This window comes from Nocardioides sp. T5 (assembly GCF_048161455.1).
Taxonomy (GTDB): Bacteria; Actinomycetota; Actinomycetes; order Propionibacteriales; family Nocardioidaceae; genus Nocardioides.
Genome location: NZ_CP182415.1, coordinates 521,658 through 541,205 on the forward strand (window position 1 = coordinate 521,658; position 19,548 = coordinate 541,205).

At 72.7% G+C, this 19,548-nt stretch carries 19 protein-coding genes; 7 read left to right on the top strand and 12 right to left on the bottom strand.

The genetic code is table 11. The features are described 5' to 3' along the window. The first annotated feature begins 1 nt into the window (after position 1). The 3 genes from ACNKF0_RS02495 to ACNKF0_RS02505 all read left to right on the top strand — a co-directional run bounded on the left by ACNKF0_RS02495 (position 2) and on the right by ACNKF0_RS02505 (position 4,043). Entirely contained in the window at positions 2-772 is a 771-nt protein-coding gene (locus ACNKF0_RS02495; protein WP_299929398.1) for a type III pantothenate kinase, read from the top strand. A 121-nt stretch (positions 773-893) separates the two neighbouring features. After that, positions 894-1,226, top strand: a complete 333-nt coding sequence (locus ACNKF0_RS02500; protein WP_299929401.1) for a histone-like nucleoid-structuring protein Lsr2 — start codon at positions 894-896, stop codon at positions 1,224-1,226. A gap of 240 nt (positions 1,227-1,466) precedes the next feature. Further along, entirely contained in the window at positions 1,467-4,043 is a 2,577-nt protein-coding gene (locus ACNKF0_RS02505) for an ATP-dependent Clp protease ATP-binding subunit (protein WP_416955483.1), read from the top strand. Between the two features lie 18 nt (positions 4,044-4,061). Here the strand turns inward: ACNKF0_RS02505 and ACNKF0_RS02510 are convergent, their stop codons facing one another. After that, positions 4,062-4,940, bottom strand: a complete 879-nt coding sequence (locus tag ACNKF0_RS02510; RefSeq protein WP_416955485.1) for an A/G-specific adenine glycosylase — start codon at positions 4,938-4,940, stop codon at positions 4,062-4,064. 67 nt (positions 4,941-5,007) lie between these two features. Here ACNKF0_RS02510 and ACNKF0_RS02515 point away from each other — a divergent pair, with 67 nt between their 5' ends. The 3 genes from ACNKF0_RS02515 (at position 5,008) to ACNKF0_RS02525 (ending at position 6,606) form a co-directional block, all read left to right on the top strand. Further along, complete coding sequence (locus ACNKF0_RS02515; RefSeq protein ID WP_416955487.1) at positions 5,008-5,847, top strand: hypothetical protein; 840 nt, start codon at positions 5,008-5,010, stop codon at positions 5,845-5,847. A gap of 68 nt (positions 5,848-5,915) precedes the next feature. Continuing rightward, positions 5,916-6,239: a hypothetical protein gene (locus ACNKF0_RS02520; protein WP_416955489.1), complete on the top strand. Its 324-nt coding sequence runs from the start codon at positions 5,916-5,918 to the stop codon at positions 6,237-6,239. 1 nt (position 6,240) lies between these two features. Beyond that, positions 6,241-6,606, top strand: coding sequence for a hypothetical protein (locus ACNKF0_RS02525; protein WP_416955491.1), 366 nt, complete (start codon positions 6,241-6,243; stop codon positions 6,604-6,606). 482 nt (positions 6,607-7,088) lie between these two features. On the opposite strand, the gene disA is transcribed toward ACNKF0_RS02525, so the two are convergent. Beyond that, a complete protein-coding gene (gene disA, locus ACNKF0_RS02530) occupies positions 7,089-8,171 on the bottom strand; it encodes a DNA integrity scanning diadenylate cyclase DisA (RefSeq protein ID WP_416955493.1) in 1,083 nt (360 codons plus the stop codon). A gap of 121 nt (positions 8,172-8,292) precedes the next feature. After that, the gene (gene radA / locus ACNKF0_RS02535) at positions 8,293-9,690 is read right to left on the bottom strand and encodes a DNA repair protein RadA (protein WP_416955495.1); all 1,398 of its coding nucleotides are present in this window, start codon (positions 9,688-9,690) and stop codon (positions 8,293-8,295) included. Positions 9,691-9,833: 143 nt separating this feature from the next. Between radA and ACNKF0_RS02540 the strand changes: the two genes are divergently transcribed. Beyond that, complete coding sequence (locus ACNKF0_RS02540) at positions 9,834-10,877, top strand: LacI family DNA-binding transcriptional regulator (protein WP_299929425.1); 1,044 nt, start codon at positions 9,834-9,836, stop codon at positions 10,875-10,877. 6 nt (positions 10,878-10,883) lie between these two features. Here ACNKF0_RS02540 and ACNKF0_RS02545 read toward each other — a convergent pair whose 3' ends face one another. The 9 genes from ACNKF0_RS02545 to ACNKF0_RS02585 form a co-directional block, all read right to left on the bottom strand. After that, complete coding sequence (locus ACNKF0_RS02545) at positions 10,884-11,567, bottom strand: class I SAM-dependent methyltransferase (protein ID WP_416955497.1); 684 nt, start codon at positions 11,565-11,567, stop codon at positions 10,884-10,886. Positions 11,568-11,730: 163 nt separating this feature from the next. Then, positions 11,731-12,369 (bottom strand): VOC family protein, encoded by a 639-nt coding sequence (locus ACNKF0_RS02550; RefSeq protein ID WP_416955499.1) that lies wholly within the window; start codon positions 12,367-12,369, stop codon positions 11,731-11,733. Positions 12,370-12,427: 58 nt separating this feature from the next. Further along, positions 12,428-13,798 carry an alkaline phosphatase family protein gene (locus ACNKF0_RS02555; RefSeq protein WP_416955501.1) on the bottom strand — a complete coding sequence of 457 codons (1,371 nt, stop codon included), beginning with the start codon at positions 13,796-13,798 and terminating at the stop codon, positions 12,428-12,430. Positions 13,799-13,846: 48 nt separating this feature from the next. After that, a complete protein-coding gene (gene eboE, locus ACNKF0_RS02560) occupies positions 13,847-15,016 on the bottom strand; it encodes a metabolite traffic protein EboE (RefSeq protein ID WP_299929437.1) in 1,170 nt (389 codons plus the stop codon). A gap of 2 nt (positions 15,017-15,018) precedes the next feature. Next, complete coding sequence (locus ACNKF0_RS02565) at positions 15,019-15,897, bottom strand: TatD family hydrolase (protein WP_416955504.1); 879 nt, start codon at positions 15,895-15,897, stop codon at positions 15,019-15,021. Continuing rightward, positions 15,897-16,556, bottom strand: a complete 660-nt coding sequence (locus ACNKF0_RS02570; protein ID WP_416955506.1) for an EboA domain-containing protein — start codon at positions 16,554-16,556, stop codon at positions 15,897-15,899. The genes ACNKF0_RS02565 and ACNKF0_RS02570 overlap by 1 nt, the downstream gene beginning before the upstream one ends. Next, the gene (locus ACNKF0_RS02575) at positions 16,553-17,437 is read right to left on the bottom strand and encodes a sugar phosphate isomerase/epimerase family protein (RefSeq protein ID WP_416955508.1); all 885 of its coding nucleotides are present in this window, start codon (positions 17,435-17,437) and stop codon (positions 16,553-16,555) included. The genes ACNKF0_RS02570 and ACNKF0_RS02575 overlap by 4 nt, the downstream gene beginning before the upstream one ends. Further along, positions 17,434-18,297: an SCO3242 family prenyltransferase gene (locus ACNKF0_RS02580; protein ID WP_416955509.1), complete on the bottom strand. Its 864-nt coding sequence runs from the start codon at positions 18,295-18,297 to the stop codon at positions 17,434-17,436. Before ACNKF0_RS02580 ends, ACNKF0_RS02575 begins: the two co-directional genes overlap by 4 nt. After that, positions 18,294-19,490 (bottom strand): inositol-3-phosphate synthase, encoded by a 1,197-nt coding sequence (locus tag ACNKF0_RS02585; RefSeq protein WP_416955511.1) that lies wholly within the window; start codon positions 19,488-19,490, stop codon positions 18,294-18,296. Before ACNKF0_RS02585 ends, ACNKF0_RS02580 begins: the two co-directional genes overlap by 4 nt. Positions 19,491-19,548 lie beyond the last annotated feature (58 nt).

Sequence of the window (19,548 nt, forward strand, 5' to 3'; positions counted from 1 at the left end):
CATGAGCCTGCTCGCCGCCGACATCGGCAACAGCCACACCTTCCTCGGCCTGCTCGACGGGGAGGAGGTCACCGCCCACTGGCGGGTCAACACCGACGAGCGTCGCACCGCCGACGAGTGGTCGGTCCTGCTCCGCGGGCTGCTCGCCGAGCGGCTCGACGAGGTGGACGGCATCGTGGTGTGTGCGACGGTCCCGGCGGTGCTGCACGAGTGGCGCGAGATGCTCGAGCGTCACTTCGAGGACGTGACCTCCATCGTCGTCGAGCCCGGGGTGCGCACCGGCATTCCCGTCCTGATGGACAACCCCCGCGAGGTCGGCACCGACCGGATCGTGAACTCGCTCGCCGCCGCGACGCTCCACGGCGGTCCGGCCATCGTGGTCGACTTCGGCACCGCCACGACGTTCGACGTGGTCAACGGGAAGGGGCAGTACGTCGGCGGCGCGATCTCGCCGGGGATCGAGATCTCGCTGGAGGCGCTCGGGCGACGCGGCGCGCAGCTGCGCAAGGTCGAGCTCGCGCGCCCGCGTTCGGTGATCGCCAAGAACACCGTGGAGGCGCTGCAGAGCGGCATGGTGTTCGGCGTCGCGGCGCAGGTGGAAGGCCTGGTGGCGCGCATGATCGCCGAGCTCGGAGCTCGCGTCGAGGACGTCACGGTCATTTCGACAGGACATTTGGCGACACTTCTCGTCGACGATTGTTCGTGTTTCACCGTGCATTCCCCGTGGCTGACGCTGCAGGGGCTGCGCCTGGTATTCGAACGCAATTCCTGAATTGTGGATTCGAGGTCAATGTCAGGGAATTCCTGACTTCTTTTGTGTGCCTCGACAATTGCTGCCACACTGCGTCCGACGCGTTTGGCCCCGAACGCTCGAAAAGGCAAAGGAATTCACCATGGCACAAAAGGTCAACATCGTCCTGGTCGACGACCTCGACGGCACCGAGGCCACCGAGACCGTCTCCTTCGGCCTCGACGGCACCACCTACGAGATCGACCTCAACGACGCCAACGCCGCCTCCCTCCGCGAGGCGCTGAGCGGCTACGTCGGCCACGCCCGCAAGGTCGCCGGTGGTGGCCGTCGTACGCGCCGCTCGTCCGGCTCCTCCTCGTCGTCCTCGTCCAACACCAAGGACGTGCGCGAGTGGGCCAAGGCGCAGGGCATGGAGGTCTCCGAGCGCGGCCGGATCTCCGCCGACGTGCAGCAGGCCTACGACGCCGCCCACTAGGGGTTGGTTTCGACGCGGGCGTCGCGACCTCGTCCCTCGGTCGCGGCCCTCGCTCAACCTCCCCGGCCCCACGCCAGGCGCTCGTTCCTCGCCCCCGGCTGGCCGGTGACGTTCGCTGTGAGCGGACGGGCTCGTGCGTGGGGTGGGAACACGTAGGCTGATGTCGGGCGTTGAGCCCAGTGTCCGCGCTCCCGCCCCTATGGGAGGCACCGTGGACCACGCAGACGTAGAGGAGCGCACATGTTCGAGCGGTTCACCGACCGAGCCCGGCGAGTTGTCGTGCTGGCCCAGGAAGAGGCCCGCATGCTCTCCCACAACTACATCGGGACCGAGCACATCCTGCTCGGCCTCATCCACGAGGGCGAGGGCGTCGCCGCCAAGGCCCTCGAGTCCCTCGACATCTCCCTGGAGGCCGTGCGCGCCCAGGTCGAGGAGATCATCGGCCAGGGCCAGCAGGCCCCGTCCGGCCACATCCCGTTCACCCCGCGCGCCAAGAAGGTGCTCGAGCTCTCGCTGCGCGAGGCGCTCCAGCTCGGCCACTCCTACATCGGCACCGAGCACATCCTGCTCGGCCTGATCCGGGAGGGCGAGGGTGTCGCGGCCCAGGTCCTGCAGAAGCTCGGCGCCGACCTCAACCGGGTCCGCCAGCAGGTCATCCAGCTGCTCAGCGGGTTCCAGGGCAAGGAGTCGGCCACCGCCGGCGCCCAGACCTCCGGCTCCGGCGGCGAGGCGCCGTCGAGCTCGCTGGTCCTCGACCAGTTCGGCCAGAACCTCACCCAGGCCGCGCGCGAGGGCAAGCTCGACCCCGTCATCGGGCGCGAGCAGGAGATCGAGCGCGTGATGCAGATCCTCTCGCGCCGCACGAAGAACAACCCCGTCCTCATCGGTGAGCCCGGCGTCGGCAAGACCACCATCGTGGCCGGCCTCGCCCAGGACATCGTCAAGGGCAACGTGCCCGAGACGCTGAAGGACAAGCAGATCTACACGCTCGACCTCGGCGCCCTCGTCGCCGGCTCGCGCTACCGCGGTGACTTCGAGGAGCGCCTCAAGAAGGTGCTCAAGGAGATCCGCACCCGCGGCGACATCGTGCTGTTCATCGACGAGATCCACACCCTCGTCGGCGCCGGCGCCGCCGAGGGCGCGATCGACGCCGCCAGCATCCTCAAGCCGATGCTGGCCCGCGGCGAGCTGCAGACCATCGGCGCCACCACGCTGGACGAGTACCGCAAGTACCTCGAGAAGGACGCCGCGCTCGAGCGCCGCTTCCAGCCGATCCAGGTGCAGGAGCCCTCGATCGCGCACACCATCGAGATGCTCAAGGGCCTGCGCGACCGCTACGAGGCCCACCACCGCGTCACCATCACCGACGAGGCCCTGGTCTCGGCGGCGACGCTGGCCGACCGCTACATCTCCGACCGGTTCCTGCCGGACAAGGCGATCGACCTCATCGACGAGGCGGGCTCGCGACTGCGCATCCGCCGGATGACCGCGCCGCCGGACCTGCGCGAGTACGACGAGAAGATCGGCGACGTGCGCCAGCGCAAGGAGGCCGCGATCGACGGGCAGGACTTCGAGGCCGCGGCCCGTCTGCGCGACGAGGAGAAGCAGCTCTCCGCGCGCCGTGCCGAGCGCGAGAAGCAGTGGCGCGCCGGTGACCTCGACGAGATCGCCGAGGTCGACGAGGAGCTGATCGCCGAGGTCTTGGCCGTGGCCACGGGCATCCCGATCGTGAAGCTGTCGGAGGAGGAGTCCACCCGCCTGCTCAAGATGGAGGACGAGCTCCACAAGCGCGTCATCGGGCAGGAGGAGGCCGTCAAGGCACTCTCCCGCGCGATCCGTCGTACGCGTGCCGGGCTCAAGGACCCCAAGCGCCCCGGTGGCTCGTTCATCTTCGCCGGCCCGTCCGGTGTCGGTAAGACCTGGCTGTCCAAGACGCTCGCGGAGTTCCTCTTCGGCGACGAGGACGCGCTCATCCAGCTCGACATGAGCGAGTTCTCCGAGAAGCACACCGTGTCGCGTCTGTTCGGTTCGCCTCCCGGCTACGTCGGTTACGAAGAGGGCGGTCAGCTCACCGAGAAGGTGCGCCGCAAGCCGTTCTCCGTCGTCCTCTTCGACGAGGTCGAGAAGGCCCACCCCGACATCTTCAACAGCCTGTTGCAGATCCTCGAGGAGGGTCGCCTGACGGACTCGCAGGGTCGCGTCGTCGACTTCAAGAACACCGTCATCATCATGACGACCAACCTCGGCTCGCGAGACATCGCCAAGAGCGTCAACCTCGGTTTCGGCGCTGTCGGCGCGGACGCCGCGGGTTCCTACGAGCGGATGAAGAGCAAGGTGTCGGAGGAGCTCAAGCAGCACTTCCGCCCCGAGTTCCTCAACCGTGTCGACGAGATCGTGGTCTTCCCGCCGCTGTCGCAGGAGCAGATCGTCGCGATGGTCGACAACATGATCAACGCCGTCGAGCTCCGGATGAAGGACCGCGACATGTCGCTCGAGCTCACCCAGCCCGCCAAGGCGCTGCTGGCCGAGCGCGGCTTCGACCCGGTCCTCGGTGCCCGTCCGCTGCGTCGCACGGTGCAGCGCGAGATCGAGGACGTGCTCGCCGAGAAGATGCTCTTCGGCGAGGTCGGCCCCGGCCAGATCGTGCTCGTGGACGTCGAGGGCGAGGGTCCGACCGCGAAGTTCACCTTCCGCGGCCAGAAGAACTCCACCGTCCCCGACATGCCGCCGCTCGAGACGGTCGTCGAGGGTCCGATGGGTGACGGGCCCGACGACACCGCCGGCCCGACGGACGTGCCGAAGTCCAACGAGGCCTGATCCCAGGCGTCGGTCAGATCACCCCGGGAGCGCCCAGCGCCCCGGGGTGATCTGCGTCAGGAGCCCGTCGGCCACGAGCCCGGCCAGGCAGCGCTCCCGCTGCTCGGCGCCGGGCCACGCCGCCTCCACCTGCTCGGCCGAGACCGAGTCGGCCTCGCGGGCCAGGGCCAGGATCCGGCCGCGGCACTGGCGGTCGGTGCCGGCCCACGCCTGTCCGCGGCGGGGCGGGCCGTCGTACGCCGGGAAGCCGGACCCGCGCCACGTGCAGTCGCTCGCGAGGGGGCAGGCGTCGCACGACGGCTGGCGTGCGGTGCAGACCAGCGCGCCCAGCTCCATCGTCGCCACGGCCCAGGTCGCCGCTGTCGCCTCGTCGTCGGGGAGCAGCCCGGTCGCGACGTCGCGCTCGGCCCGGGTGACGGCGGGCGCCGGGAACTCCTGCCCCGACACGGCCCGCACCAGCACCCGGCGGACGTTGGTGTCCAGCACCACGTGCCGCTGCCCGAAGGCGAAGCTGGCGATCGCGGAGGCGGTGTAGTCGCCCACGCCGGGGAGTGCGAGCAGGTCGTCGTACGACGCCGGAACCTCGCCGTCGTGCCGCTCGACGATGGCCGTCGCCGCGGCGTGGAGGCGGAGCGCCCGGCGGGGGTAGCCGAGCCGGCCCCACATCCGCACGGCCTCGCCGGTGGAGTCGCCGGCCAGCGCGGCCGGGGTGGGCCACCGCTCCAGCCAGGTGGCGTGCACGGGCAGGACGCGTGCGACGGGCGTCTGCTGGAGCATGAACTCGCTGACCATCACCGACCACGGCGTGGCCGACAGCCCGCGCCACGGCAGGTCCCGCGCGTGGTCGTCGTACCACTCGAGCACGGCGCCGTGCAGCGCGCTGGGGGAGGCGTCCATCGCGGTGATCGTAGGTGAGCCGGTGCGCCTCCGCCGAGACGGGCCGGTGGCTACCTAACCTGAGCCCATGCCGACGACCGTACGACCTCGTGGGCCGCTCCCGGCCCGGGTCTACTGGACCCGACGGATCATCGTGCTCGCCGTCCCGTTGCTGCTCGTCGTCGTGCTCGCCCGTGTGCTCGGCGGTTCGGCCGACGGCAAGGACGAGTCGACGGCGCAGGCGACCCAGGCCGGCGCGTCCACCGCGGAGACCGCGACCGCCCCGATCGCCGGCCCGACCGCCGGCCCGACCGCCGAGGTCGCACCGGGTGCTGGCAAGAAGGGCAAGAAGGGCAAGAAGGACCGCCCCGAGGAGACCGTTCCCGAGGAGACCGTGCCCCCGGAGCCCGTCCTGGCCGAGCCGACCGGACCGTGCACCGAGTCCGACATCGTCGCCACGCCTGCGTTGACGTCCGCTGCCGGCGGCTCCGACGTCCCCATCACGATCAACCTGCGCACGCTCGTCACCGAGGCCTGCACGTGGCAGGCCTCCGCGGAGACGATGACGGTCACCATCACCTCCGGCAGCGACGACATCTGGAGCAGCCGCGAGTGCCCGGCGTCGATCCCGCCGCAGGACGTGGTGATCCGCCAGGCCGTCGACGCCCCGGTCGTCGTCACCTGGTCGGCCAAGCGCTCGGACGAGGGCTGCACGAAGTGGACCGAGTGGGCCGGCCTCGGGTGGTACCACGTCCAGGCCGCCGCCCTCGGGGGGGACGCCACCGACGTGCAGTTCGAGCTCGTCGCCCCGCAGCCCGGTGTCGTCACCACGACCGCCGACCCGCAGCCCCAGGGCGGCAAGAAGGACAAGGACGGCGACACCGCCCACACCCCCGGCGAGGACGGCGCGGGCAACTCCGCGGGCTGATCAGGCCCTTCGGCCCTGTGGCCGGCTGCCCGCGTGCGGGACGCTGGAGGTGTCACAGGAGGTGGGTCATGGTGACCCTGCACCAGCATCGCGCGCGGCGCAGTGCCCTCCCCGGCGCCGCGGTAGCGGGCCACGTCACCCTCGTGCTCGGCGTCCTGTTCGCGCTGGCGGTCGCCTACGCGTACGCGCTCAGCATCGGCGACGGCATCGACCCGCCCGACTGGGCGCGGGTGACGGGCCTGCTCTGGCTCCCGGTGGGGCTCGCCGGCGTACCGGTCGGCTACTACTGGGCGCGCGGCGGTCCGCGTGAGCCGCGTGCCGAGCTGGGCCTGGTCCTCGCGCTGGCCGCGGCGCTCGCCTTCGTCGTCCTCGTCGTCGTCCTGGGTGAGTGAGATGACCGCCACCCGCGTACGCCCCGCCCCCGACGCCACCACCAGCCTGCGCCGGGCCTGGTGGTCGCTGCTCGGCTTCCTCGTGACCTTCTTCCTCGCGTTCGCGGTCGGGGAGGGCATCGCCTCGGCGCTCGGCCACCCGACGGGTAGCGCCGAGACTGCCGAGTGGTGGGTCATGGTGCTCGCCGGGGTGCCGGCACTCGTCGTCTTCGCGCTGCCCGCCGTGCTGGCGGTGCACTACGGGCGCCGGGCGGTGCGGCTCGGCGAGCCCCGCGGTCGCTACCCGATCGTCGTCGCCCTCGTCGTCGCGGGCGGCTTCGTGCTGCTCAACCTCCTCTCGGGCATCCTGGTGCTGCTCGCGGGCTGAGGTCGTCCTACGCCGCACGTGCGGCGGTTGTGGCCCTCAGGACGCCGATTCGGGGGCCAGACCCGCCGCACGTGCGGCGGTGGGGGCGCGCGGCGCTGCCCGGCCGGCGTACGACGTCCCCGTGGCGGTGGTGGACCGACATTCCGCGGCCCGGGAATGTGGGTGGAGCACCGCTCGAGCAGCGACCCGGTCGTCGTACGCCGCACGTGTGGCGGTTGTGGCCCTCAGGACGCTGGTTCGGGGGCCAGACCCGCCGCACGTGCGACGGGGTGGTGTGGGCATCTGCGCGGCCGGCGTACGACGTCCCCGTGGCGGTGGTGGACCGACATTCCGCGGCGCGGGAATGTGGGTGGAGCACCGCTCGAGCGGCGATCCGGCTCAGGTCGTCTCAGATCTCGACGCGGCCGTCACGACCTCGTGGGCCTTGCTCAATCTGGCCGGCCCCATGCCGCGAGCTCCTTCGTCGCTCGCAGCTGGCCGTCTCAGATGTAGCGCTCGGTGATGCTCGACTCGGCGAGGCGGGAGAGGCCCTCGCGGACGCTGCGGGCGCGGAGCTCGCCGACACCCTCGACGGCCTGGAGGTCGTCGATGCCGGCGGAGAGCAGCTGCTGGAGGCCACCGAAGTGGTCGACGAGGCGGTCGACGACGGCGGCGGGGAGGCGGGGCACCTTGGCGAGCAGCCGGTAACCGCGCGGCGCGACGGCGGCGTCGAGGTGCTCGGCGCCGCCGAGGCCGATGGCGCGGGCCACCGAGGCCGGGTCGACGAGCTCGGTGGGGGAGAGCGCCTCGAGCTCGGCGATGTGGGACGCCGGGCTGGCCTGGCGGCGTCGGCCGCCGGGGAGGTAGTCGCGGACGACGAGGTCGCGCTCGGCGTCGACGCCGGTGACGAGCTCCTCGAGCTGGAGGGACAGCAGGCGTCCGTCGGTGCCGAGCTCGAGCACGTAGTCCTCGATCTCGCGCGCGATCCGGATGACCATCTCGAGGCGCTGGGCCACGACCGCGACGTCGCGCACGGTGACGAGGTCCTCGATCTCGAGGGCGGACAGCGTCGCGGACACCTCGTCGAGGCGCAGCTTGTAGCGCTCGAGCGTGGCGAGCGCCTGGTTGGCGCGGGACAGGATCTTGCCGGAGTCCTCGAGGACGTGGCGGATCTCGCCGACGTAGGCCGCGATGATCTGCATCGACTGCGACACCGAGATGACCGGGTGGCCGGTCTGCTTGGCGACGCGCTCGGCGGTCCGGTGCCGGGTGCCGGTCTCCTCGGACGGGATCGTGTGGTCGGGCATCAGGTGGACCGCGGCCCGGTGGACCCGGGTGATGTCCTTGTCGAGGATGATCGCGCCGTCCATCTTGGCCAGCTCGCGCAGGCCGGTCGCGGTGAAGGGAACGTCGAGGGTGAAACCGCCCGTGGCGATGGACTCGACGGTCTTGTCCTGGCCGAGCACGATCAGCGCGCCGGTGCGCCCGCGCAGGATCCGCTCGAGCCCGTCGCGCAGCGGTGTGCCCGGTGCGATCGAGGCCAGGGTCGCGCGCAGCCTCAGCTGCTCGTCGATGCGCTCTGCCACGGGTCCCTCCACGTGCTCTCTCCTCGGGCGCCCCCGTGCGCCATCGGGTGAAGTGTAGGGGTGGGCGGACCCGATCGAGCGATCCTTTCCGTCCGGCGGCGCCGCGGCGCCGCTCGGCCCGTCAGAGGGGCGGCACGAGGTCGAGGGTGAGCAGCGCGCCCACGACGTCGTCGACCTCCACCACCCGGAGGCCGTCGACCACGCGTCGGGAGGGGATCCCGCGCTCGCTCGGGAGGGCCTTTCCGCGGGGCACGACGGCCACCTTGAAGCCCAGGCGGGACGCCTCGGCGATGCGCTGCGGCAGGTCGCGCACCCGGCGCAGCTCGCCGGCCAGGCCGATCTCGCCGATGGCGACGGCGCCCCGCGGCGGCGGCACACCGAGGTGGGAGCTGGCCACGGCGACCGCGATGGCCAGGTCGGCGGCGGGGTCGTGGAGCTTGGCCCCGCCGACGGTGGCGACGAAGGTGTCGCTGCCGGCGATGCGCAGGCGGGCGTGGCGCTGCAGCACCGCGAGGACCATGTCGACGCGCGAGGACTCCACGCCCGAGACGGTGCGGCGCGGCCTCTCCAGCGGCGACGGGGTCAGCAGCGCCTGCACCTCCGCCAGCAGCGGGCGGCGGCCCTCCATCGTGACCGCGACGCAGGTGCCGGAGACGTCCTGGGTGTGGTGCTCGACGAACAGTCCGGTCGGGTCGGTCACGGCGGCGATGCCCTCGGAGGAGAGGTCGAAGCAGCCCACCTCGTCGACGGGGCCGTAGCGGTTCTTCATCGCCCGGACCATGCGGAAGCGGGAGTTGCGGTCGCCCTCGAAGTGGAGGACCACGTCGACGAGGTGCTCGAGGACCCGCGGCCCGGCGATCGAGCCGTCCTTGGTGACGTGGCCGACGAGCACGGTGGTGATGTTGCGGGTCTTGGCGACGCGGATCAGCGCGGCCGCGACCTCCTTGACCTGGGTCACCCCGCCGGGCACCCCGTCGATGCCCGAGGCACCGATGGTCTGCACCGAGTCGACGACCAGCAGCGTCGGGCGTACGTCCTCGATGTGGGTGAGCAGCGCCCCCAGGTCGGTCTCGGCGGCGAGGAACAGCTCGTCGTGCACGCCGCCGGTGCGGTCGGCGCGCAGCCGCACCTGGGCGGCCGACTCCTCGCCGGTGACGTAGAGGGTGCGCTGCCGCGCGCGCGCGGTCTGCGCCGCCACCTCGAGCAGCAGGGTGCTCTTGCCGACGCCGGGCTCGCCGGCCAGCAGGATCGCGGCACCGGGCACCAACCCGCCGCCCAGCACGCGGTCGAGCTCGGGCACGCCGCTGGAGCGCGCGACCGACTCGGTGATGGCGACCTGGCCGATGGGCACCGCCGGCGTCGAGACCGGGCCGGCCGCGGCGCGCAGCGTCGGGGCGCCCGCCTCGGCGACGGACCCCCAGGCCTGGCACTCCCCGCAGCGGCCGACCCACTTGGCCGTCTCCCACCCGCACTCGGAGCAGCGGTAGGAGGAGCGGGTCCGAGCGGTCTTCGTCGACATGGACCCCACGCTAGGTGAGCCCACCGACACCGCCGTGCCCGCCGCGCACGGCGTACTCACCCGGCGGGCGGGCGTGCGCGCGGGAGGCCGGGGCTTATGCTCACCTCGATTGGATCGATCTAGGTCGATCGGGAGGGGGAGCCATGGCGCGCAACGAGCACCGGAGCGGGAGCACGCTGCCCGTGACACCGCCGACGCTGGCCGACGTCGCCGAGCGCGCCGGCGTCTCGCGCCAGACGGTCTCCAACGCGGTCAACAACCCCGACCTGCTGCGCCCCGACACCCTCGAGCGCGTGCGCCAGACGATCGCCGAGCTCGGCTACTCGCCCAACCGCGCCGCCCGCAACCTCCGCACCCGTACGTCGTCGCTGATCGGTCTGCGGTTCGCCCCCGCCCAGGAGGGCACGGCCAACGCGGCGATGGACCGCTTCGTGCACTCCCTCGTCGAGGCCAGCGAGGAGGTGGGCTACCACGTCCTCCTCTTCCCCGGCGACGACGAGGACCCGGTCGGCGGCTACGACAACCTTCTGCGCTCGACCGCGGTGGACGCGTTCGTCGTCACCGACACCTACCTCGGCAACCCGCAGGCCGCGTGGCTGACCCAGCAGCGGGCCCCCTTCGTCGCCTTCGGTCGACCGTGGGAGGACGACGTGGCCCGCCACGTGTGGGTGGACGTCGACGGCGCCGCGGGCATCGCGCTCGCCACCCAGCACCTCATCGACCGAGGCCACACCCGCATCGCGTGGATCGGCTGGCGCAAGGACTCCCCGATCGGCGAGGACCGTCGCTCGGGGTGGGTCCGCACCATGCACCAGAACGGTCTGTCCACCACCGGCCTGGCCTCGCGCGTCGAGGACGTCGTGCACAGCGGCGCCGAGGCGGCGGCCGTCCTGCTCGACGAGTCCGCGCCGACGGCCTTCGTCTGCGCCTCCGACACCCTTGCGATGGGGGTGCTCCACACGCTCTGGATCCGCCAGCTCGCGCCCGGTCGCGACATCGCCGTGGTCGGCTTCGACGACTCCCAGGTCGCCCAGGTCTACCCGGTGGGCCTCACCTCCGTACGCCAGCCGCTGGAGGACGTGGCGGTCGAGATCATCCGCACCATCCGGGCGCTGCTGACCCACCAGCCCGTCGAGACGCGCGGCGTCCTCCTCGAGCCGACGCTGGCGATCCGCGAGTCGAGCTGAACCGGCTCAGAAGCGCCGCCACCAGAGGTTGACCGCGTAGTCGACCTCGGTGCCGGCGTGGGACGCGAGGGCCTCCTCGGCAGCGGCAGGTGGCAGCTCGATGCGGACGACGGACTCGAGGTCCTCGCGGGAGCCGAACGACCAGCCCATGTCGATCGGCCGGCGCTGCCAGCCGTGCATCGACCAGAACCGCTCGACCGCCACGGGGTCGACCTCGGGGAAGCCGCGGCGGAACCAGCGGCCGAAGGTCGAGCGGGTGGGGTCGTTGTCGATCACGAACGCCGTGCCCCCGCGACGTACGACCCGGTCGAGCTCGCGCAGGCCGGGCTCGGAGCCGGGGCCGAAGAAGTAGGCCCAGCGGGCGTGGACCACGTCGACGGACGCATCGGGCAGGGGCAGGGCCTGGGCGCCGCCCTCGAGGACGCGGACGTGGGCGAACGAGCGCGTACGACGACGGGCGAGGGCGGCGAGGGGTGGGTGCGGCTCCACGCCGACCACCTGCGCCGCCGAGCGGGCCCACAGCGGCAGGTGGAAGCCGGTGCCGCAGCCGACGTCGAGGAGCGTGCGGCCGGCCCAGTCGTCGATCTCGCGCATCGCGGTGGCGATGCGGTCGTGGGGGTCGGCGGCGCGGTTCTCGAGCTCGTAGAGCTCGGGGGTGTTCCAGATGTTCGGGCTTGGCCTGGGTTTCATCGGACGTGAGATCTCGACGGCTCGGCGCTCGGACGTGTCAGGCTCGCCCGGAAGATGTCGGCCCGTGCACGCCCTGACAAGTCCAGGAATCCCCGGTCAGCCGGGGATCGCTGAAGATGTCGGCCTTTGCACGGCCTGACACGTTCAGACGCCGCGGCCCGGCTCAGATGCGGACGAGTCCGTTGGGGGTCTGAAGCTGGACGGCGACGATGCCGGGGGTGCCGTTGGGGGCGACCCACTCGACCTTCACGTCCTCCAGCGGCGCCTCGACGGTCTCGCCGAGCCACTCGCTGACCCGCTGCGGGTCACCGGCGATCTCGAGGCAGGCGAGGGAGAAGTCACCGGTCGCGCCGTTGCTGGGGTGCAGGTCGGAGGAGGACTGCCACTGGATGAAGAAGGGCAGCTGCGGGTCGGACAGCAGGCCGTTGACGCCGATCTGCTGCCACAGCAGCTCGGTGCCGTCGGGACGGCGGCGGTTGCCCTTGACCGCCTCGCGACCGAGGCGGGCCTCGATCGGGGCGATGTCGGCGACCGAGACGACCCAGCCCATCCAGCCGCCGCCGAGGGCGGAGCGGGCACGGACCGCCTGGCCGAAGGGGGCCTTGTCGCTGGCGGGGTGGTCGAGGACCTCGACGATCTCCATGTAGATGTCGCCGGCCAGGGGCAGGGTCATGTTGCGGGTGCCGAAGCGGGGGTGGATGCCGCCGTCGACGAAGTCCGTGCCGAGCAGCCCCCCGATGCGCTGGGCGGTGCTGGCAAGTCCATCAGGTCCGGCGGCGAAGCTGACGTGGTCCAGGCGCATGACCAGATTCTGGTCCGCGAGCATGGGGGCCTTGACACCGGGGTCCGGTTTCTTGATGTCAAGACGTGCTGGCGAGCCTCAGCATCAGGTCGCGCACGTCGGTCGCGGGCACCGACCCGGCGACCGCTCCCGGGGTGCTGCACACGAGCATCGGGCCGAGCGTCGGGTCCTTCGGCAGGCGTCCGTGCGTGCCCCGCACCGGCGACGGGTCGAGGGGCACGACCTTCATCGCGTAGCGCAGACCGGCCATCTTCTTCGCGAGGGTGAGGCCGGCCTTGAGCTTGACCGCCTTGTCCTCGGGGTCGAAGAACAGCTCGGCCGGGTCGTAGCCGGGCTTGCGGTGGATCTCCACCCCGCGGGCGAAGTCGGGCGCCCGGGCGTCGTCGAGCCAGTAGTAGTAGGTGAACCACGCGGTCTCGTCCGCGACCAGCACCAGGTCGCCGGAGCGCTCGTGGTCGAGGCCGTACGCCGCCTGGGCGCTGCGGTCGAGCACCTGGTCGACGCCCGGCAGGTCGGCGCACAGCCCGCGCACGGTCTCGAGGTCGGCGGGGTCGTCGACGTAGACGTGGGCGACCTGGTGGTCGGCGACCGCGAAGGCCCGCGAGGTCCAGGGGTCGAGGTACTCCATGCCGTCCTGCGTGTAGACCTCGAGCATCCCGCTGCGGCGGAGCATCCGGTTGATGTCCACCGGCTGGTCGGCGTCGGTGATGCCGTACTCCGAGAGCACCAGCACGGTGACGCCGGTGCGCTCGGCGTCGTCGAGGAGCGGCGCCAGCGCGGTGTCGATCTCCTGGGCGGCCCGGACGGCCTCGTCCGAGTCGGGACCGAAGCGCTGGAGGTCGTAGTCGAGGTGCGGGACGTAGCAGAGCGTGAGGTCGCTGCGCGGCATCAGCCGGCGGGTGGCGGCGATGATCCACTCGCTGGAGGCGATCGCGGCGGTCGGGCCCCAGTAGGTGAACAGCGGGAACTCCCCGAGCGCGCCGACGAGCTCGTCGTGCAGCTCGGGCGGGCGGGTGTAGCAGTCCGGGGCCTTCTTGCCGTCGGCGTAGTAGATCGGCCGCGGCGTGACGGTGTAGTCGGTCGTCATGCCCATGGCGTACCACCAGCAGACGTTGGCGACGGTGTAGTCGGGGCGCTCGCGCTGGATCGTCTCCCACACCTTCTCGCCCTCGACGAGCTTGTTGTGCTGGCGCCAGAGGAACACCTCACCGAGCTCGCGGAAGTACCACCCGTTGCCGACGGCGCCGTGCCCCGACGGCGGCAGGCCGGTGAGGAAGGTCGACTGCACCGAGCACGTCACGGCGGGGAGGATCGGCTCGAGGGTCGCCTGCGAGCCCTGGTCGGCGAGGCGGCGCAGCCGCGGCATGTGCCGGAGCAGGTCGGGGGTGAGGCCGACGAGGTCGACGACGAGCAGCTTGGGGTGGGCCACGGTTGGCGTCCTGTCTGGGAGGTGGGGGGTCTGGTGGTCGGAGCGGTGTCAGTCGAGGGGGGTGAGACCGAGCCCGACGAGCTCGTCGCGCACCCACGCCAGCTCGGCGGCCAGCCCGGCAGCCAGGGCGTCGTCGTCGGCGGGGGCGCCGTCGGGCAGGACGGACCAGGTGTAGGTCTCGACCTCGAGGTGGTCGGTGCGGGCGGTGTCACCGCCGAGCAGGGCGGCGAGCGAGGCGCGCAGGTCGTCGCGGCTGTTGCGCAGCGGCGGGGCCGGGTCGGCGTGGACCGGCACGTGGAAGTGGACCCGCCACGGCGACCGGTCGTCGAGCGGACGGCGGCCCTCGAGCGCGTCGGGCAGGTCGTCGCGCGAGGCGAGCCGCTGGCCCACGCGCTGGCGGACCTGGTGCAGGAAGCGGTCCTCGGAGTACGACGTCAGCGCGGCGCGGGCGGCGGGGTCGGCGGGGTCGTCGACGACCAGCGCCGCGGCGGGCTGCACCTTGACCACGTCGAGGCCGGCGGCGTCGAGGCGGGTGAGCGCGTCGGTCGCGTCCTCGAAGCCGACGGCGAGGTGGCACAGGTCCAGGCAGACGCCGATGCGCTCACGGTCGGCGGAGTCGAGCCGGTCGACCGCCTCGGCGATCGTCTCCACGACGCAGCCGGGCTCGGGCTCGAAGGCCACGCGGATCGTGCGGCCCGTGTCAGCCTCGACCTCGGCCAGTCCCTCGGCGAGGGCCTTGATCTGCAGCTCGGCCTGCGCCTGCCGGTCGGCCAGCCACGGCGCACGCCAGGCCAGCGGGAGGGTCGAGATGCTGCCGCGCACGGCGTCCTCGGGCAGCAGCGCGGCGAGCACGCGCGCGACGTCGAGGGTGTAGTCGAGCCGGGCCCGTTCGGCCCAGGTGGGGTGGTAGACGCGCTTCTTGACGACCTCGTCCTGGAAGGCGGCATAGGGAAAGGCGTTGAGGGTGACGATCTCGACGCCGTGCTCGTCGATCGCGTCCCGCAGCCGCGCGACGGCGTCGAGGTCGGAGGCGAGCCGGCGCGCGGCGGCCGCCGGGAGCCACATCCCGAGGCCGACGCGGTCGGTGTCGAGGTGCTGGCGCAGCCGGTCGCCGTACGTCCCCACCTGGGCGACGAGCCCGTCGACGTCCTCGGCGGGCAGGACGTTGGTGCCGTAGCCGAGGTGGACGACGGTGCCGTCGGGGTGCTGCAGCCTCATCGTCAGTCCCGCGAGCCGCGCAGGATCGAGTTGCCCTCGAAGGTCGCCGAGGCGTCGGCCCCCGTCGAGGCGTCGTCGGGGAGCTCGGGGTCGACGAGCAGGCGGCCGCTCTGGCCGAAGAACTCGATCGGGTTGCGCCACAGCACGCGGTCGACGTCTTCGGCGGAGAATCCCGCCTCGAGCATCGCTGCTCCGGTCTTCGCCGTCTTGAGCGGGTCGCTGCGGCCCCAGTCGGCGGCGGAGTTGACCAGCACGCGGTCCAGGCCGCGGCGCTGCAGGATGGCCACCATCCGGTGCTCGTCCATCTTGGTGTCGGGGTAGATCGAGAAGCCCATCCAGCAGCCCGCCTCGTCGACCTGGTCGACGGTGACCTCGTTGAGGTGGTCGACGACGACCATGCCGGGGGCGAGCCCCGACTCGGTGACGAGCTCGAGGGTGCGGCGGGTGCCCTGCTCCTTGTCGCGGTGCGGGGTGTGGACCATCGCCGGCAGCTCGAACTCCACGGCCAGCTCCAGCTGCCGCACGAACGCCTTCTCCTCCTCGACGGTCATCGAGTCGAAGCCGACCTCGCCCACGGCGACCACGCCGTCCTTGGCGAGGTAGCGCGGGAGCACGTCGAGCACCTCGGCGCAGCGCGGGTCGTTGGCCTCCTTCGGGTTGAGCGCGATCGTGCAGTGGTGGGCGATGCCGAACTGCGCGGCGCGGAACCGCTCCCAGCCCACCAGGGCGTCGAAGTAGTCGGTGAACGAGCCGACGCTGGTGCGGGGCTGGCCCAGCCAGAACGCCGGCTCCACCAGCGCGCGGACCCCGGCGGCGTGCATCGCCTCGTAGTCGTCGGTGGTGCGCGACGTCATGTGGATGTGGGGGTCGAAGATGCGCATCAGAGGTCCTTCTGCTCGTGCTGGGGCTGCTCGGGGGAGGTGGCGCAGGCGTCGAGGACGACCTGCACGTCGAGGGGTACGTCGCGCCCGGCCGCCTCGCGCTCGCGCTGGTAGCGCTGCACCATCTCGGCGAGCTCGTGGTCGGCCCGGCGGGCGAGGGCGGTGACCGAGGCGACCGGCACACCGGTGAACAGGCACTTGAGGACGCCCTGGCGCCAGGAGTCGTCGTCGAGCCGGTCGCTGTGCGGGCCCATCGCGGCGGCGACGAGTCGGGTGTCGTTGGTGCGCAGCGCGTCGAGCAGCAGGTCGCTCCCGTCGACCTCCTCGGGTGCGCCGGACAGGGCGTGGAGCACCGCGCGCTTCTCGTCGCTGTCGCCGTAGCGGTAGACCTCGCGCAGCTCGGCCAGCAGCGCGTCGGGGTCGAGCGAGCTCGCGGCGACCTGCACGAGCCGCACGCGCACCGCGTCCTCGAGCAGTACGCCGTCCACGCCGGGGAGCGGCCCGCGCCCGGTCCTGCGGGCAGCGGCGGGGAAGGCCCGACCCAGCCGCGAGGGATCGTCGGCCACCTCGGCGGTGAGCGCCTCGAGCTGCGCCTGCGCGCTCGCGTCGAGGGCGTGCCGGATGGTGTCGTGGTCGGCCAGCGGCTCGATCTCGGTCACGGCGTGGATCCTTCCCTGTCGGAGGTGGCGAGGCGGGCCAGGGAGGCGCGCAGGGCGACGATCTGGCGCGCGGCGACGGTCGGCGCCGCGTGGGAGTGGCGGGGGAGCTCCACGCTGGCGAGGCCGGTGAAGCCGGTGGCGAGCAGGGCGCGGAGGACGGCGTCGAGGTCGAGGGTGCCGGCGCCGAGCTCGAGGTGCTCGTGCACGTCGCGCACCATGTCGTCGACCTGCACGTTGCCGATGAGCGGGCCGGCGACGGCGACGGACGCCTCCGGGGCGCGGGGCTCGTTGCACACGAGGTGGCCGAGGTCGAGGGTCAGCCGGAGGTGGTCGGGCTCGCCGAGCCGGCGGCGCAGCTCGAGGGCCTCGTCGACGGTGTCGACGTGCATGCCGGGCTCGGGCTCGAAGCAGACGGTGACGCCGAGGTCGTGCGCGAGGTCGAGGACGGGGCCGAGGCCGTCGGTGAGCCGGCGCCAGCCCTCCTCTGCGCTGGCCCCCTCGGGCAGCACCCCCGACCAGCACGACATCGCCTCGGCGCCCAGCTCGGCGGCGATCCGCACGGCACGGGTCAGCAGCTCGATCCGCGGGCCACGGTCGCCGTCGCTGACCAGGGTGGGCTCGTGCTTGTGCCACGGGTCGAGGACGTAGCGCGAGCCGGTCTCGATGACGACGGCCAGGCCGTGGAGGGCGAGCGACTTCGCGGCGCGCGCGGTCTGGGCCGCGGCGTCGTCGGCGAAGGGGTCGAGGTGGGGCTGGTCGAGGGTGAGGGCGACACCGTCGTAGCCGAGTCCCGCGATCACCGCGCAGGCGTCGGGGAACCGGTGGCCCGAGAAGCCGTTGCTGCCGTAGCCCAGGCGCAGCGAGGGGCGCCCGGCGCTCACGTCGGGCTCCATCGGCTCGAGAGGGCGCGGTAGGCGGGGCCCGCGCCGACGACGGTCGCGGCGGCGGCCAGCCGGCCGCGGCGTGCGAGCCATGCTCCCTGGAGCAGGGAGAACCCGCCGATCCCGGTGCGGGTGGCGCTGCGGGCCGCCTCGGCCGTGGGCTGCTGTGCCGCCCGGGCCTGGGCGCGGCCGACGACGACGGCGTACGCCGCCGACAGGCCGACCCCGACCGCGCGGGAGAGCCGACCGGCGTGCGGGTCGTGGAAGGCGGCGTGGGCCGTGGCCGCTGCGACCGCGACGGTGCCGGCGGTCACCGCGGCTGCGACCTGCGGGCGGGTGCCGTGCACCTCGCCGCGGCTCAGCCAAGTGAGCCCGGCGGTGTGCGCGGTCATCGCGAGGGCGGGCTGCCACGCGGTCGCGGGTGAGGCGTGGGCACCGAGGAGGACGTCGAGCCCGCGCGTCGAGGCCATCGCGAGGGGGCCGACCGCCGCGTCCTTGGCGACGGCGTCGTAGGCCACCACCATCAGCGCGAGGGGAGCGGCGACGGCGACGGCCGAGCGGCCGCCGAGGAGCGCGGCGACGCCGAGCCCCGCGGCGCCGAGACCGGCGGCCACGGCGAGGGCGGCGTCGGGGCTGATCCGGCCCGACGGGATCGGCCGCTCGGGCCGCTCCTCGGCGTCGACGTGGCGGTCGCACCAGTCGTTGAAGGCCATGCCCGACCAGTAGAGGCAGGTGGAGGCGACCGGCATCGCCCAGCCCCGCCCGCCCGCCGCCGCGTGTGCGGTGCCGGACCACGCGTCACCCGGGATGGAGAACGCGGCGGGTGCCCGGGTCAGCTCGACGAGGTCGGCGACCCTCACGTCGTCACCCGGTCGGCGCACGCGGTCGACCAGGCGAGCAGGGCGTCCCACTGCTGCGCCAGTCGGTGCTCCTGCGAGCCGATCGGCTGCTTGAAGAAGAAGCCGAGGGCGGTCAGCGGGCCGGTCTCGCCGACGGCCATCGCACGGGCGGTCAGGCGGGCGAGGTCGAGCACCAGTGGCGCGGCCAGGGCCGAGTCGCAGCCCTCCCAGGTGAACTGCATCGTCATCCGGGTGCCGAGGAAGCCGTCGAAGCGGACGTGGTCCCAGGCGGTCTTCCAGTCGCCGAGGTCCTCGACGTAGTCGATGTGCATCGGGCCGGGCACGGGGTGACCGAGCATCGACTCGAGGCCGGAGCGCTTGGTGCTGGTCTTGCTCTCCCGCGCGGCGGGGTCGGACAACGTCGATCCGTCGCCGCCGCCGAGCAGGTTGATCGACGTCCACGACCGCACCGCGAGCGAGCGGGTGGAGAACATCGGCGCCAGGGCCGACTTCACGAGGGTCTCGCCGGTCTTGCCGTCGCTGCCGGCGTAGGGGAGACCGCGCTCGTCGGCGAGCTCGCGCAGGGCCGGGACGTCGATGCCGGGGCTCGGAGTGAAGGCGACGTAGGCCGCGCCCGCCAGCACCGCGGCGCAGGCGTAGACCGAGCTCGGGGACAGCGGCGCACGGCCGGCCGCCCAGGCGGCCTCGAGGGCGCTCCACGAGTCGGCGTCCGCGCCGGTGTCGTGCGGCGGCTCCGTGCTCGAGACGTCGACGACCACGACCCGGTCGACGTCGGTGGCGAAGTCGCGGATGTCGGCAGCGAGCCGCTCCACGTCGGCGCGCTGGGCGGTGGAGTCGCCGTGGCGGACGCCCGGACGCAGCCGGGCCTCGGTCGCGTGGAGCTCGGCGCCCACCTGGTGCGCGAGGACTCCCGGCACCACGCCTCCGGCCACGAGGCGCTCGGCCTGCTTGACGAGGGGGAGGGTGTCGACGTCGTGTCCGCCCACGACGATGTCGGCGTAGGCCGGCAGGCCGCGCGCGTCGAGGTCGGGGTGCGCGCAGACGCAGCCGGTCTCGTCGGTCAGGTGGGCCGCGAGCGCGCTCAGGCCGATGGTCGCGGTGGTCGCGAGCGACCCGCGTGCGCCGATGAACCAGATGCCGAGACGACCGGCGTGAGGGTGGTCATCGGGCCGGGAGTTGGGGGAGGGTGCCACCTGTCGAAGGTAATGCACGTCACAACCACTTTCAACGCCGCCTCCGCCACTTTTGCGC

Excerpts from the sequence above, each read along its gene's own strand:
- ACNKF0_RS02495 (WP_299929398.1), top strand. The coding sequence starts at position 2 with ATGAGCCTGCTCGCCGCCGACATCGGCAACAGCCACACCTTCCTCGGC.
- ACNKF0_RS02500 (WP_299929401.1), top strand. The coding sequence starts at position 894 with ATGGCACAAAAGGTCAACATCGTCCTGGTCGACGACCTCGACGGCACC.
- ACNKF0_RS02505 (WP_416955483.1), top strand. The coding sequence starts at position 1,467 with ATGTTCGAGCGGTTCACCGACCGAGCCCGGCGAGTTGTCGTGCTGGCC.
- ACNKF0_RS02510 (WP_416955485.1), bottom strand. The coding sequence starts at position 4,940 with ATGGACGCCTCCCCCAGCGCGCTGCACGGCGCCGTGCTCGAGTGGTAC.
- ACNKF0_RS02515 (WP_416955487.1), top strand. The coding sequence starts at position 5,008 with ATGCCGACGACCGTACGACCTCGTGGGCCGCTCCCGGCCCGGGTCTAC.
- ACNKF0_RS02520 (WP_416955489.1), top strand. The coding sequence starts at position 5,916 with ATGGTGACCCTGCACCAGCATCGCGCGCGGCGCAGTGCCCTCCCCGGC.
- ACNKF0_RS02525 (WP_416955491.1), top strand. The coding sequence starts at position 6,241 with ATGACCGCCACCCGCGTACGCCCCGCCCCCGACGCCACCACCAGCCTG.
- radA (WP_416955495.1), bottom strand. The coding sequence starts at position 9,690 with ATGTCGACGAAGACCGCTCGGACCCGCTCCTCCTACCGCTGCTCCGAG.
- ACNKF0_RS02540 (WP_299929425.1), top strand. The coding sequence starts at position 9,834 with ATGGCGCGCAACGAGCACCGGAGCGGGAGCACGCTGCCCGTGACACCG.
- ACNKF0_RS02545 (WP_416955497.1), bottom strand. The coding sequence starts at position 11,567 with ATGAAACCCAGGCCAAGCCCGAACATCTGGAACACCCCCGAGCTCTAC.
- ACNKF0_RS02550 (WP_416955499.1), bottom strand. The coding sequence starts at position 12,369 with ATGCGCCTGGACCACGTCAGCTTCGCCGCCGGACCTGATGGACTTGCC.
- eboE (WP_299929437.1), bottom strand. The coding sequence starts at position 15,016 with ATGAGGCTGCAGCACCCCGACGGCACCGTCGTCCACCTCGGCTACGGC.
- ACNKF0_RS02565 (WP_416955504.1), bottom strand. The coding sequence starts at position 15,897 with ATGCGCATCTTCGACCCCCACATCCACATGACGTCGCGCACCACCGAC.